A 14,472-nucleotide genomic window follows, 5' to 3' on the forward strand; every position below is an offset into this window, starting at 1 on the left:
ATTATTCGGCGGGTAAAAATATGGATGGTGATCAGGTAATAGAAAAAATATTGTCGGACGCGAAAACCGAGGCGGACAAAATAAAAAAAGACGCCGAGGCAAAACTATCGCAGCAAAAGGCGGAAACTGACAAGCGTCTCGACGAATACCGCAAACAAACCGATGCCCTTGCCCAAAAGGCCGGCGAAGATGCCAGACAGCGGGTGTTGTCCGCCGCTCGGATGGAGCTGGCAAAGGAAAATCTCGCCGACAAGGCAAAGCTGCTCGATGAGGTCTTCACTGTGGCGCAGCAGCAGTTAAAGAAATTGGCCGATGACAAATACCAAAAGCTGATGGCCAATCTGATGGCAGGCGCCGTTGAGACCGGCGACGAAGAAGTGGTAATCGATAACAGCGAGAAACGCATCGACCAGTCGCTGGTAGACAAAGTGAATAGTCAGAAAAAATCGAGCCTTAAACTCGCAGAGCATAAAGAAAATATCGGCGGCGGCTTTATCCTTAAGCGCGGCAAGATTAAAAACAACCTCTCGATCGGTGTCCTTCTGGGGCAGGCGAGGGAGCAGATGGAGATAGAGCTGGCAGAGGAACTTTTTGCCGAGTGATAAAAAATGGACGTTTTGGAACAACAAACAGAAATAGATTTCGGCCGGTACCCGCCTGTAGGCGATGAAGACTGGCAGTATGCTTTTGAGACGGCTGAGGTGCGTGCGCTTGAGACGGTGATGCTGCCGAGGTCGGTCCTCGTAGATATGGCTAACGCGGCCGGTTTCGAACAGGCTGCAGGTTTGTTGGCAGGCGGCGAATATGCCTCGCCGCACGGCGGCAGACACTTTACCGATGTTGAGAAAACGCTGCTTCTTAGGAGGTCTGCTGTTAGAGAATTGTTTGGGCAGTTAATGATTGATAAGTCGGTTGTAGAGCTGTTCAGGGCTCGTGACGATTTTGCAAACCTGCGGTTGGCCCTGCGGAGAATGTTGACAGAAAAACCGCTGGGCACTGATTACAGCAGCGAAGGCAGCGTTTCGCCTCAAATTTTCGGGCAGGCCTTTGAAGAAGAAAACTACCAGCTTTTTCCCGATTATATGGCTGAAGCCGCAGAGCAGGCCGCTTTGGACTATTACCAGAATAAAGATATACGCCGGATTGATTACACAATCGACCGGCTCCAGGCGGAATACAATTTGAATAAAGCTCGCCCGCTGAAGAACGTTTTTCTGTCAGGGCTTATCAAAATGCAGATTGACTTGACCAATATTCGCACTCTTCTTCGCCTGAAATTCACCGAATCGCTGCAGCGTGACGTTTTTCTAAAAGGCGGCTTTGTTGAGCCGGAGCGATTCATACAGGGACTCGAGCTTGGCTACGAAGGGTTGGGGACGCTGTTTTTTGCGACATCTTACTATGAGGTTGTTGAATCGGGCGTTAGTTATCTCAAGTCGAATAAATCATTCCTGGGACTCGAACGGCGTTGTGAAGAACATCTGCTTGGCTTTTTGGAATCCACGCGGCAGATTACCGCCGGCCCTCAGCCGGTTATTGCCTATCTGCTGATGAAAGAAAATGAAATCCGCAATGTACGGCTGATATTAACAGCTAAAAAGAATTTCCTGGATACGAAACTGATTTTAGACCGTATCTCGTAATACGAGTGATGAAATTATGAAAGGTAATGTTGCAGTTTTAGGTGATGCAGATTTTGTGATGCCGTTCTCGGCGCTTGGGGTAGATACGTACCCTGTTGGCCAGACTGCCGAGCAAATGCGTGAAAGCGCCGACAAAATAGTTAGTGATAAATATGCTCTTGTTGTGGTTGCTGAAAATATAGCGCCGAAGGTCGAAGAAATCTTTGCAGCTTATCAGGGTGCCCCGACGCCCTGCATTGTTGTGGTACCGTTCACGACCGAACCGGCCGGCGTCGCAACGAGAACCCTTGGGAAAGCGATTAAAATGGCTGCGGGGATAAACATTTTACAGAACGATTAGGAAAAGGTTTTCATAATGGCTGAAGAAAAAACCGGCAGAATAGTCAAAGTTGCAGGGCCTGTCGTTGTCGCCGAAGGTATGAACGGCGCGCGGATGTATGATGTCGTTCGCGTGGGACAGCTTGCCCTTATAGGTGAAATCGTGGAGTTGGACGGAGATTCAGCTTCAATCCAGGTCTATGAGGAAACCACGGGTGTAGGTCCCGGCGAACCCGTCGTCAATACGGTAGCGCCGTTGTCGGTCGAATTAGGCCCAGGCCTGATTGAGAGCATTTACGATGGTATCCAAAGACCGCTGGACTTGCTCCTAAAGGCCGAAGGCGAATTCATGAGCCGAGGTGTTATCCTGCCGGCTTTGAACAGAGAAAAAAAATGGCACTTCAAACCAACCGTAAAAAATGGCGAAGTCGTCGGCCCCGGTGACATCATAGGCGAGGTTCAGGAAACCTCGCAATTCGTGCATAAGATTATGGCCCCTTCCGCAGTAACCGGGACTATCCAAAAAATAACTGAAGGTGATTACACAGTCGAGCAGACAATCGCTGTCTGTGTCGCCGAAGGCGGCGCCGAAACCGAGCTGAAGCTGATGCAGAAATGCCCCGTCAGAAGCGCCAGAGATGTAGTAAAACGTCTTGCTCCGAACCAAATCCTTGTTACCGGCCAAAGGGTTATCGATACCTTCTTTCCCGTTGCCAAGGGCGGGACCGCTTGTGTGCCGGGACCTTTCGGCTCAGGCAAAACGGTCGTCCAGCACCAGTTGGCGAAATGGGTCGATGCGGATATTGTTGTTTATGTCGGCTGCGGAGAACGCGGCAACGAAATGACCGATGTTCTGATGGAATTCCCTGAATTGAAAGACCCGCGAAGCGGAGAACCATTGATGAAACGCTCCGTCCTTATTGCTAACACGTCGAATATGCCCGTGGCCGCAAGAGAAGCGTCGGTTTATACCGGCATTACCATAGCTGAGTATTTCCGCGATATGGGTTATACCGTGGCCCTGATGGCCGACAGCACCAGCAGATGGGCCGAGGCGATGCGCGAAATATCGACGCGTCTCGAAGAGATGCCAGCCGAAGAAGGTTATCCTGCTTATCTGTCCGCCCGGATTGCTGCGTTCTATGAAAGGGCCGGCAGAGTTCAATGCCAGGGCCGTCCTCAGCGCGAGGGAGCTTTATCGGTAATTGGTGCAGTAAGCCCGCCGGGCGGTGACCTCTCTGATTCGGTCGTCCGGGCGACGCTTCACGTCGTCAAGGTCTTCTGGTCGCTCGTCGGAGAGCTTGCCTACCAGAGACACTTCCCCGCCATTGATTGGCTGACAAGCTATTCGTTTTACAAACAATACTTGAAAGAGTGTTTCGAGGATAAGGACCAGGGCCTCGAAATGGAACAAATGACGGTCGAGGCGATGGGTTTGCTGGAGCAGGAGTCCGAGCTGCTTGAGATAGTTCGTCTCGTCGGTGCAGAGTCCCTGTCGCCGGCCGACAGACTGGCGATTGAAACAGCACGCTCAATTCGTGAAGATTTCCTGCATCAAAACGCATTCCACGATGTTGATACCTACTCATCTGTGGTCAAACAATACGAGATGTTAAAAACTATTATGCATTTCCACAAGCAGGCGCTTGCATCCATTGAAGCCGGAGTTGAAACCGCTCCGATTTTCAAATTGGCCGTCCGGGAACAAATCGCAAGAGCGAAGTATGTCCCCCAAAGCCAGATATCCAAAATCGCTGAAATTCGCGACACGATTGACGAACAGCTCAAACAATTAGCGGTCAAAAACGAAACAGGAGTTTGAAATGTTGTCCATAAAAGAATATCAAACGGTTGCCAGTATTGCCGGCCCATTGATGATAGTCGAGATGGTTGACCAGGCCAAATACGGCCACATCGTCGATATCGAGCTCGCGGATGGTTCGATTCGTCACGGCCAGATTCTGCAGGTCGAAAGAGACAAAGTCCTCATCCAGGTTTTCGAGGGGACACGCGGCATTGACGTAGATAAAAGCACAATTCGTTTTTTGGCAAGGCCCCTCGAATTGGCCGTCTCCCCCGACATGCTCGGCAGGGTCTTCACCGGCCTCGGAGAGCCGAAAGACGGCGGCCCTGCAATCATCCCGGTAAAACGCCTCGATATTAACGGCCGGCCGATTAATCCAGATGCGCGTGATTACCCCAACGAATTCATCCAGACCGGCATATCGGCAATCGATGGCCTCAATCCCCTCATCAGGGGCCAGAAGCTCCCCGTTTTTTCAGGCGCGGGACTGCCGCACGACCAGATAACCGCCCAGTTGGCACGTCAGGCGACCGTTCTCGGCAAAGGTGAAGCATTCGCTGTTGTCTTCGCCGCTATGGGAATCACCTTTGAAGCCGCACAGTTCTTCATCGACGACCTGCAGGAAACAGGCGCCATCGAGCGTGCTGTTATGTTTATCAATCTCGCGAACGACCCTGCAATCGAAAGGATTGCTACCCCTCGCTTTGCGCTCACCGCCGCCGAGTATCTCGCCTTCGAGCTGGATATGCACGTCCTCGTAATCTTAAACGATATGACCAATTATTGCGAGGCCCTGCGGGAAATCAGCGCTGCCCGAAAGGAGGTCCCCGGCCGAAGAGGTTACCCCGGATACCTCTACACCGACCTCGCGACCGTTTATGAAAGGGCAGGCAGAATCAAAGGCAAAAAAGGCTCCATCACTATGGTGCCAGTCCTGACTATGCCCGACGACGACAAAACCCATCCGGTCCCCGACCTGACAGGCTATATTACCGAAGGCCAGATTATTCTCTCGCGCTCCCTGCACAGAAAGGCCGTCTCACCGCCTATTGATGTTCTGCCGAGCCTGTCTCGCTTGAAAGATAAAGGCATCGGCGAAGGAAAAACACGCGAAGACCACGCCGACCTTTACAACCAGCTTTACGCCGCTTATGCCCGCGGCAAAGAGGTCCAGGAACTGGCCACCATTATGGGTAAAGACGCCCTGTCCGAAGAGGACAAAAAATATATGGACTTCGCGAACAAATTCGAGGCCCGCTATGTCTCTCAGGGCTATTATGAAAACCGTCCCATCGAAACCACCCTTGACCTCGGCTGGGAGCTGCTGAGTATGTTCGAGAACGCTGAGCTGAAACGAATGGATACCAAACTCATCGAAAAGTATATGCCGCGATTTAGAAAGATTAAAAGTGGATGAGTAGATGAGTAGATGAGTGGATGAGAGGAATAGTTTTGTGAAGACACATAAAGATTTAGATATTTGGAAGCGTGGTATCAGGTTTGTTGAGCAAATTTACAAAGGCACCAGTAAATTTCCAAAAGAGGAGATTTATGGTTTAATGTCGCAAATAAGAAGGGCATCGGTATCCTACCCGAGCAATATTGCTGAAGGAGCTGCCAGATTTTCCAAAAAAGAGTTTATTCACTTTATGTATATTTCGTTAGGTTCGCTGTCTGAGGTAGAAACACAATTGATAATCGCTGAAAAGCTAAAATTTCTAAACGCGGGTGATCTTCTTGAGGAAGTCGAGGCCTTAAGAAGGATGACTCTAAACTTTATTAAATATTTGAAATCCAAGGAGCGGATAGGTGAGTAAGTTACGTATAAACGCATATATTTATAACTCATTTACTCATCTGCGCATATACGCATTATGTTAGCAAACATCAACGCAACACGGATGGAACTGCTGCATCTGCGAAAGCGGGTGGCCTTGGCTGCCCGCGGTCATCGCCTGCTCAGCGAAAAACGCGATGAGATTTCCCGCCAACTGATTCAAATCGCTAAGCAAATTAAACCCTTGCGGGAAAAAGTCGAAAAGGAACTGTTGGAAACCTGCCGGCGTTTTATGCTGGCACGGGCATCGATGGAGCCGGAAGATGTAAAAGCTGCCCTCGCAGTCCCCGCGAAAAAGTTCACGCTTGCTCTCGAATTCGCTCACATTATGAATGTCAAAGTCCCGCATTTAATTAAAGAAATGACAGGCGAAATCATCTGTTATGGCTTTGCAACCACCTCAGGCGAGATGGACGTCGCATTGCTGGCTTTGGAGCGCGCCTTCGACGGCTTGATTGAGCTTGCTGAAAAAGAAAAGCAGGCGCACCTGCTTGCCGTTGAGCTGCGAAAGACCCGCCGAAGGGTCAATGTCCTCGAGCACGTTGTTATCCCCGAGCTGCACGAAACCATCAGGTTTATTTGTGACAAGCTCGCCGAAGCTGAACGTGACAACACCTCGCGCCTTATGAAAATCACCGACATCATCCGCGCTTAATCGTCCCCCTCGCGGATTTGCCGTTCCTGCTTGTTGGCCGTAGCTTGAGGTATGGATAGACGATGGACCTACTTGCCTTTAGCTTCGCTGACCTTGACCGTGAAACCGCCGCAGTCTTTTCCATTCAGGGCTTTTATCGCCGCCTGGGCATCGTCGTCGCTGCTCATCACGACAAAACCGAAACCCTTGCTTTTGCCTGTCTCGCGGTCAGGAATTATATAAGCTTTTTCAACCGTTCCGAACATTGAAAACAATGCTTTTAAGCTTGCTTCATCTGCGTCAGGACTTATATTTCCGACATATAACTTTTTACCCATTACTGTTCTCCATTTGGGCTTCTCTATACTAAAGGCGGCATTATACACTAAATCTCTGAAAACCAAAGAAGATATTTAGGACAGGTTGGCTTTGCTCGCCATAAATTGGGTTCGTTTGGGTTCGTTTTGAGTAGTTCATAGTTCGTGGTTCGTAGTTGTTAGTTATTGTTACCACTAAAGTTATATTCATTTTGGGGGTTTTGGAAATTGGGTTCGTTTTGCATAATTTATTCATTTTGATTGATTTTTTCCTTCAGCGCAGACAATCATCGTTTCCGCCATCGCTGGAACTAAGGCGGACAAGACACACCGCCCTCCGTAATTGAATGAACCTGCGCGATTGATGCGAAAATTGTAATCGTCGCTTGTCGCTCGGCCCTCGTAACTCGATGCGGGAAAAGGAGTAAAAAAATTATGAAAAAATGGATTTTTGCTTTTAACCTGCTGCGGTTTTGATTGATTTTTCCAACACCCTCCGGAAGTACAACGCAAGTCGCTATTTATGGCTGTTTCCAGCTGTTCTTGCAAAAACATTGACCTATTTTCTGTTTTCTTTATAATGTTCTTATGTCTGTTACTGCAGAAAAATCAACTTTGGCAAAGCCCTTCTTAAAGTGGGCGGGGGGGAAATCCCAGCTTCTTGATGAAATAGAGCAACGATTACCACATGGCTTGAACTCTGGGAAAATTAACACTTATGTCGAGCCTTTTGTCGGCGGCGGAGCTGTCTTCTTTTACATATCGCAAAACTATCCTTCTATAAAGCACTTTTACCTCTTTGATATAAATCAGGATTTAGTCAACTGCTACAATGCTATCAAGACCGATGTCGAATCGACAATCGACGATCTAAAAGCTCTGGAAAGTGAGTTTCTTGCGAAGAGGAACTCATCACGCAAAGACTTCTATTATCATATCCGTGCGGAATTCAATGCCGACCGTTCCCCTGCGAAACTTATTTTCCTTAATAAGACCTGTTACAACGGTCTCTATCGCGTGAACGGAAAAGACGGATTTAATGTCCCCTTCGGAGATTACAAAAACCCAACAATATGCGATGAGGACAATCTGCGAAATGTGTCAGGCCTTCTGCAAAATTCGGAAATAATTTGTGGTGACTTTACGGATAGTGAAAAGTACATAGACAACCGCACCTTCGTATATTTTGACCCTCCATATCGTCCTTTGAACGCTACCGCCGGTTTTACCTCCTATTCAAAGGATGGCTTCTTGGAACAGGACCAAATTAAACTTGCGGAATTCTGTAGTCAAATACACAGCAGAGGAGCAAAATTCCTTTTGAGTAACTCCGACCCGAAAAACGAAGATCCAGCCGACCGCTTTTTTGAGAAACGCTACAAAGGATTCAACATCGATATAGTTAAAGCAGCCAGAGTTATCAATTGTCAAGCCTCAGGCAGGGGACAAATCAACGAACTCTTGATAACCAATTATGTTAATAAAACAATCTCTGATTAATGAGGGAGAGGCATGAAATACAGCGATATATTCAAAGATAAAATCAATTGCACTAATTCTGACGAAGTATTTGAATACTTACTAAATACTCTTAAAGACACAGTTACTAGATGGGATTATTTTGTTAATTGGGCAAAGGTGTTTGATAACCTTGTAGATGTTGAAGTCGATTTAAATATTCTTAACTATTTGATTGGTAAGGATAATATTGAAGAAGAATTTGGTTTATTATTAGATAAACATCCATCTATAAGTCGTCTTATTCCAATCCTAATTGCCTGTCGAGAGAGCAAATTTAGTATTCTTACCAGTTATGACAAAAATTCATTCAAATATGAAACCTATAATTTCGGAAAATTAGGTTCCATAGAAAAATCCAAAATTATTGAATTCGCAAAATGCACTGGCTTCCTCGATTTGCTTGAAACCAAACGGATCAAGAACATAGTTGATTATGTTATTGGGGTTGAGGTTGGGTTAGACTCAAATGGAAGGAAAAATCGTGGCGGAACATCAATGGAAACCATTGTTGAATTCTTTGTGAAAGATATTTGCTACAGAAAAAACCTTCAATACATAAAAGAAGCAACGTCAAAAAACATCCAAGAGAAATGGGGATTGAAATTGAGGGTGGATAAATCTTCCCGGCGAGTAGATTTTGCAATCAACAATAGTAAAAAATTAGTTCTCATAGAAACAAATTTTTATAGTGGGGGCGGTTCTAAGCTTAAATCAACTGCTGGCGAATACAAAAGCATTTTCGATTTTTGGAAAAGCGATGGCCATGAGTTTATCTGGATAACAGATGGTTATGGCTGGCGATCAACGCACCTGCCTTTGCGGGAAACCTTTAATCATACTGATTATCTATTAAACCTCGATATGGTTGCAAAAGGTTTACTTGAAGACATCGTAACAATGACTCACAAATGACAAGAAATCAAGATTTAACATTCGATTACAACCCAGAATTTACTACTGTTTGGTCATTCCCCAACCGTGGAAGTTGGGCAACACATAATTCACAATATCGTGGCAATTTCGCTCCGCAGGTGCCAAGAAATCTGATAGAGATGTATTCTGAGGAAGGGGATTCCGTTCTCGATCCGATGGTTGGTGCAGGGACAACACTGGTTGAAGCGAAATTGTTGGCCAGACATGCTTTGGGCATTGATATCAATCCCGACGCCGTGAAACTTGCCGAAGAAGCACTGGCATTCAATCATCAGCCGCCGACAAAGCAAAAGGTTATTGTCGGCGATGCGAGAAACCTATCTCTTCTTAAAGACAATTCGTTTGACCTGATAATCACTCATCCACCTTATATGAACATCATCAAATATTCTGACGGCGAAATACCTGCTGACCTCTCTAACATCAGCAGCTTGCCAAAATTCTGTGATGAAATCGAAAAAATTGCCAAAGAGCTACTTCGCGTTCTAAAACCAGACAAGTTCTGCACAATCCTGATTGGTGACACTCGCAAAGGAAAACATTTCGTTCCACTTGCTTTCAATGTAATGCAGCGGTTCCTAAAAGCTGGTTTCGTGTTAAAGGAGGATATTATCAAAGTTCAACACAACTGCACTACAACCGAGCGATGGCGAGCCAAAGCCAAGCAAGACAAGTTTTATCTGATAATGCACGAACACTTATTTGTCTTTCGAAAACCCAAAAATGCCGAAGACATAACAAAGATTAAATACAGCACTAACTTGTCCACCTAAAGCCACCGTAGCGAAAAAAACCTCCGTTAACTTAGGCAACTTTTATTTTTTATTCTGTCTTCTGCGCTCCGCGCGATCATTCGCGCAGGGGGGTAAAAAATTCACCAACATTTTCAACCATTTTCAGCGCATTTTGTCTCACTTTTGCGCGCGTTTTTAGCAGCTTTTAGCAATTTCTACCACTTTTTAACACGGTTTTTCTTGCCCAGATTACGCAAACTCCCCATTTTACCTGAAGGATAATCCTGATTTTTCTTTAATATCCGGCTTGCGAAGGTAGGTCGGCTGAAGTGTTAATGGGTCAGCGAATTGCCCTGCTAAAGCCTTTTCCCAGCCGAGGTTATAAACATTTCCCGCCCGCGGGTTCCAATACTTTTCATCCAGAAATCGAATGCCCTCAGCTTTGAATTTATCCTTATAGAAAACCAGTCCTTCGCCTAACAGCCATACCGGCTTAGACTTACCGCTGAATTTCCCGACGAATTCTTCCGCCGTCATCAAACAATCCGGCATTGTCTTTTTCCAGTGTCCCTGCTCGTATTCATAAGCCGCGATGAAGAACTGGCTGCGTTTAGCATCGAGAATCGCGGCGATTGTGTTTAAATCTTTGGTGCTTTCCTTCTTTATATAGTCAGTTGCGTTAGCTGCGATGACATCCAGCGTATCGACCGCGACGATTTTTGCCGCGTTTGCGAGATTCGTTGCTTTGGCCAAAGCTGCCGCTATACGCAGTCCGGTGAAGCTGCCGGGGCCGACCGATATATAGATGTGTTCGATGTCTTTAGGTTTTCTGCTGAAACGCACCAGCAGCTCGTTAATAGCAGGGAAAATTTCAGCGCTGTGTCTCATCGGGGCGGAGAAGTTGGTTTCACCGAGCATTTTTTCTCCGAGCGCGATTGCGACCGAGCCAGTTCTGCCGGATGTTTCGATGGCTAATATCAATGGCGTTGGTTTCATATATATGTGGTTTATACTGGAAAGCGAATATTTTTTAAAGTTTTTAAGGGTTTGGTTACCTCAAAAAAAGACTATTTTTCAACCATTATTTTACCCATTTTAACATAGCATTTTTTGCATTTTTTTTATTTTAATGTTGATATTATAGGGCTAAGGCATATAGTTGGAGTTTTTTCTTGCAAAGAAGCGCGTTTTTGGGTAAAATACCTAATGTAAGTCAAACCATAAAAAGGTGGTTGTAGTTACAAACATTGTGTGATGAAAAAGTCCGCCGCGGGCGGGAAAATTGTGAAAAAGTTTAACCAAGGAGGGTGTTTTTGGTTTGGAGGAGGTTAATTTTGTACAAGACAAGATTTCTAACTGAATCTTCTGGTCGAAAGCCTCTGTTAGTCATTTTAGTGTCTCTTTTGCTTCTGACAACGTCAGTTCTGTCAGCCGCGGCTGCATCTGAGCCAAGCGATGCTGATAAGGGGAAAGTAGTTCGTCAGGTGGCTCAAAAGTGGATTGAGGTTGGCGCAGAGCAATACAAGAGAGGTTACTTCAAAGCTGCGAAGCAATCGTTTCTTCTGGCACAGGACTACCATGAATATTTAACAGCTGCTGAGCGAGAGAAACTTACTGCGTTATTAGAGAAGACACACAAAGGTATACTTGCGAGAGAGTATATCCTTGAGGCAATTCGTGCGGCTGATGAATTAGTTAAGCAAGGCGAACCAATCAAGGCCCAAGCGCGCCTTGAAGAGATTAAAGATAATGAGTATTTGACTGAAGCTGAGCGCGAACTAATCGCCAAAGGGCTTAAGAAATTAAGCGAACAGTCAGATGAGCAGAGCAGAGAAATAGCCGAACTTTATAACAGCAGCGTGGAGCTTTACAACGCCGGTCAGCTCGAAAAAGCCCGGGAAGGTTTTGTTAAAGTTGCGGCAAGTAAATTAGTTGACGCACCAAAGGGGGAATCAGCGGAGGATTACCTGATAAAGATAGATGGTGTTTTGGTGCAAAAAGCCAAACCTTCGGCGCCGGCCGAAATACAACCGGAAGATGAGCTTAGCGCCACCATTGCAGCAATTACAAAAGAATTAGTTAATGGCAAGGCCGAGCCCACCAGTAAGGTCGCCGAACAGCCGGCGGTCGAGGAGCCGGCCGAGCCCGCGGTTGCTGCTGTTCCTGAAGAACAAGCGCCTGAGGCGGAGGCACCCGAAGATACCTATATCGACGTGGTTAACCGCAAAAGAACTATCCGGCAAAGCCATACAAGAGCGGTTGTTAACGATGCTGTGGCTAAAGTGCAGGATTGCATAAGCCGGGACGAATTCGATAAAGCAAAGGAAGAGGTAGAGAGAGCTGAACGGATTGTGAATGAATATCAGCAGGACCTCGGAGACGAGCTTTATAAGCAGAACAGCGGCGAATTGAAACAGCTGGCTGAGAGAATAGTCCAGGCACAGGATGCAAGGGTCCAGCAGCTGCAGGAGCAAAAGCGCTTAGAAGCGATAGAAGCACAACGCAGGGATAGAGAGCAGATGGAGGCCGACAGAAACAAGAGAGTAGCCGAACTGATGGAAAATGCGGTTACTTTCCAGAGCCAGCAGCGTTACGATGAAGCTCTTGGCCAATTAGAAAGCCTGCTTATCCTCGAGCCGTCAAACAACCAGGCTCTGTTATTGAAGCAGACGCTGGAAGATATGGTTAGCTTCCGCGAACAATTGGATACGCAGAGAGAATCGGATAAGGAACGTACCGATAGTTTGGTCGAAAGTGATAAAGCCTCGATACCATACGCCGAAGAGCTTAGGCATCCCAAGGAATGGCGGGAAATTATCGCCAGTCCATTTAGGAAAGAGGAACCTCCTTTCGGGTGGAGCGAGGCTGATGTGGCTACCGATAAACAATTGGATGAAATCGTGGACCTTTCAGAACTGACGCCGGAAACGCCTTTTGGGGAGGCGGTAGAGATGTTAAAGCATTCTGTTAACCCGCCGTTGCAGACATTCGTCAAGTGGCGGGATTTATACGACAACGCCGATATTGACCAGACTACGCCGATAAATATGGACCCGATATCAGCCATTCCGCTAAGAAAGGCGCTGGGGCTTTTGTTAGAGGCGGTTTCGGGAGGATTTGCAAATATCAATTACATTGTCGAGAGCGGAGTAGTTACGATAGCAACAGCGGAATCACTTCCACCCGTAATGGAATCACGGGTTTATGATGTTACCGACCTGATTGGCCGGCCCGCCGATTTCTATGCGACGCTTGGTAGTACTATTACCGCACCCACAGAGGGTGAAGCAGGAACGGAGCAGTTGGGCGAGCAAGAGGATATAGGCAGAGAACAGCTTGTCGCGGAGGCAATCGCCCGGGCTAATAATCTGGCCCAGCTTATCCAGCAGACCGTCCAGCCGATGAGCTGGGTTGAGACTGGTGGAGAGGGCTCTATAACAGTTTATGAGAACAAAAAGCTTATTATATATCAGACCCGCGAAGTTCATAATCGAATCGAGGAAATGTTCGCGGAGCTGCGCAAGTCGCTTGGAAATCAGGTTTCTATCGAAGCCAGATTCTTGGTGGTAGGCGAGAATTTTCTTGAAGATGTCGGCCTGGGCGTAAATTTCAGGGCAAGATTTGCCAATCCTGGGAGCGGGACCTGGGGTATATGGGATTTCACACAGGGTTCTTCAGATATGACTGATCCCACTGATACGGGGGTTACCGGCAGCTGGAGCAGTGTTGCAAGCAGTGCACTGACCGCCACGGGAGGTTATGGCAGTTTACTTCTTGGCGATCTTGAGGTTAGCGTACTTCTTAGAGCGACTCAGGCCCACAGGGACGCCAAGTCTTTGACCGCTCCGAAAGTTACTGTTTTAAGCGGTGAGGCCGCTACATTCCAGGTAGGAAGATTTAGACGTTACCCGGCTGACGTTACTTTTGATGTTACAACGATTGGCACTGGGGCGGATCAGTCTTTTTATTGGACAGTAAATTACGAGGAGCGTAGTGTAACTTCTGGTCCGCTTCTTGGTATCACCCCGATTATTACGCCGGACAAGAAGAATGTGCTGTTGAATATTGAGGTTCAAATGTCGGAATACCTTGGTATGCCGATCTATGATATTCAGCTGCCCGCAATTGGTAATAATCCCGAACAAGTTTACAAAATACCCCTTCCTGAGACGGAAACATCGATAGTTCGGACGCGTGTAAGCGTACCCGATAGGGCGACATTATTGTTAGGCGGACAAAGAATTTCCGTTGAGGTCGAAAAGGAAGCAGGGGTGCCGGTATTGAGTAAAATGCCGTTTTTTGGACGATTGTTTAGTAACCGCAGCAAAGTAAAAGACAATCTGATTTTGTTAATCTTAGTGAAACCGTCTATTATTCTGCGGGAAGAAGCTGAAAGTAAAGCGATTGCCGCAATGGAAGGCAGTAACTAAAACTTGTGGCTGGTTATAGGGTTTTTGTACAAATTATTCCTGCATTCTGCTACAGGGTGGCTTAATTTACAGCTTTTTTAGGCCGTTAAGGTGCGATAATTTCGCTTATTTTCATAAAATTCTGAAAAAAAGTGTAACATAATCGCATTTTCAGGGTACTTAATAGTGTATAATGGCGGTACTTTATAAGGGATGGTGGTGATGCACTGTTAAGTCAACATTCCGTTATGACGATAGTTTAGGGGATATTTCTATGTGGAATATCCCGCTTATTACCGCCTCAATTCCATAAGCAAAGAAG

Annotated in this window: 14 protein-coding genes; 11 read left to right on the plus strand and 3 right to left on the minus strand. The window is 46.7% G+C overall.

Features of this window, described 5'->3' with window-relative positions; genetic code table 11:
* Positions 1–20: 20 nt before the first annotated feature.
* Genes PHG53_04115 through PHG53_04145 form a run of 7 tightly spaced genes read left to right on the plus strand, consistent with a single transcriptional unit; the run spans position 21 to position 6,257 of the window.
* Positions 21–602 carry a V-type ATP synthase subunit E gene (locus PHG53_04115; protein ID MDD5380810.1) on the plus strand — a complete coding sequence of 194 codons (582 nt, stop codon included), beginning with the start codon at positions 21–23 and terminating at the stop codon, positions 600–602.
* A 6-nt stretch (positions 603–608) separates the two neighbouring features.
* Positions 609–1,643 (plus strand): V-type ATPase subunit, encoded by a 1,035-nt coding sequence (locus PHG53_04120; GenBank protein MDD5380811.1) that lies wholly within the window; start codon positions 609–611, stop codon positions 1,641–1,643.
* 16 nt (positions 1,644–1,659) lie between these two features.
* Positions 1,660–1,983, plus strand: coding sequence for a V-type ATP synthase subunit F (locus tag PHG53_04125; protein ID MDD5380812.1), 324 nt, complete (start codon positions 1,660–1,662; stop codon positions 1,981–1,983).
* A gap of 15 nt (positions 1,984–1,998) precedes the next feature.
* Entirely contained in the window at positions 1,999–3,783 is a 1,785-nt protein-coding gene (locus tag PHG53_04130) for a V-type ATP synthase subunit A (protein ID MDD5380813.1), read from the plus strand.
* 1 nt (position 3,784) lies between these two features.
* Entirely contained in the window at positions 3,785–5,182 is a 1,398-nt protein-coding gene (locus tag PHG53_04135) for a V-type ATP synthase subunit B (GenBank protein MDD5380814.1), read from the plus strand.
* 37 nt (positions 5,183–5,219) lie between these two features.
* Complete coding sequence (locus PHG53_04140) at positions 5,220–5,582, plus strand: four helix bundle protein (protein ID MDD5380815.1); 363 nt, start codon at positions 5,220–5,222, stop codon at positions 5,580–5,582.
* A 57-nt stretch (positions 5,583–5,639) separates the two neighbouring features.
* A complete protein-coding gene (locus PHG53_04145) occupies positions 5,640–6,257 on the plus strand; it encodes a V-type ATP synthase subunit D (protein MDD5380816.1) in 618 nt (205 codons plus the stop codon).
* 68 nt (positions 6,258–6,325) lie between these two features.
* Here PHG53_04145 and PHG53_04150 read toward each other — a convergent pair whose 3' ends face one another.
* The gene (locus PHG53_04150; GenBank protein ID MDD5380817.1) at positions 6,326–6,574 is read right to left on the minus strand and encodes an RNA-binding protein; all 249 of its coding nucleotides are present in this window, start codon (positions 6,572–6,574) and stop codon (positions 6,326–6,328) included.
* Positions 6,575–6,805: 231 nt separating this feature from the next.
* Positions 6,806–7,102: a hypothetical protein gene (locus tag PHG53_04155; protein MDD5380818.1), complete on the minus strand. Its 297-nt coding sequence runs from the start codon at positions 7,100–7,102 to the stop codon at positions 6,806–6,808.
* Between the two features lie 39 nt (positions 7,103–7,141).
* Here PHG53_04155 and PHG53_04160 point away from each other — a divergent pair, with 39 nt between their 5' ends.
* Genes PHG53_04160 through PHG53_04170 form a run of 3 tightly spaced genes read left to right on the plus strand, consistent with a single transcriptional unit; the run spans position 7,142 to position 9,780 of the window.
* Entirely contained in the window at positions 7,142–8,053 is a 912-nt protein-coding gene (locus PHG53_04160; protein MDD5380819.1) for a DNA adenine methylase, read from the plus strand.
* 12 nt (positions 8,054–8,065) lie between these two features.
* A complete protein-coding gene (locus PHG53_04165) occupies positions 8,066–8,986 on the plus strand; it encodes a type II restriction endonuclease (GenBank protein ID MDD5380820.1) in 921 nt (306 codons plus the stop codon).
* On the plus strand, positions 8,983–9,780 hold the full coding sequence (locus PHG53_04170) for a DNA methyltransferase (protein ID MDD5380821.1): 798 nt from the start codon (positions 8,983–8,985) through the stop codon (positions 9,778–9,780). Before PHG53_04165 ends, PHG53_04170 begins: the two co-directional genes overlap by 4 nt.
* A 228-nt stretch (positions 9,781–10,008) precedes the next feature.
* Here the strand turns inward: PHG53_04170 and tsaB are convergent, their stop codons facing one another.
* On the minus strand, positions 10,009–10,737 hold the full coding sequence (gene tsaB / locus PHG53_04175) for a tRNA (adenosine(37)-N6)-threonylcarbamoyltransferase complex dimerization subunit type 1 TsaB (GenBank protein ID MDD5380822.1): 729 nt from the start codon (positions 10,735–10,737) through the stop codon (positions 10,009–10,011).
* 338 nt (positions 10,738–11,075) lie between these two features.
* Between tsaB and PHG53_04180 the strand changes: the two genes are divergently transcribed.
* Positions 11,076–14,171 (plus strand): hypothetical protein, encoded by a 3,096-nt coding sequence (locus tag PHG53_04180; protein MDD5380823.1) that lies wholly within the window; start codon positions 11,076–11,078, stop codon positions 14,169–14,171.
* The last annotated feature ends 301 nt before the right edge of the window (positions 14,172–14,472 follow it).

The organism is Phycisphaerae bacterium (genome assembly GCA_028714855.1).
GTDB lineage: Bacteria > Planctomycetota > Phycisphaerae > Sedimentisphaerales > Anaerobacaceae > CAIYOL01.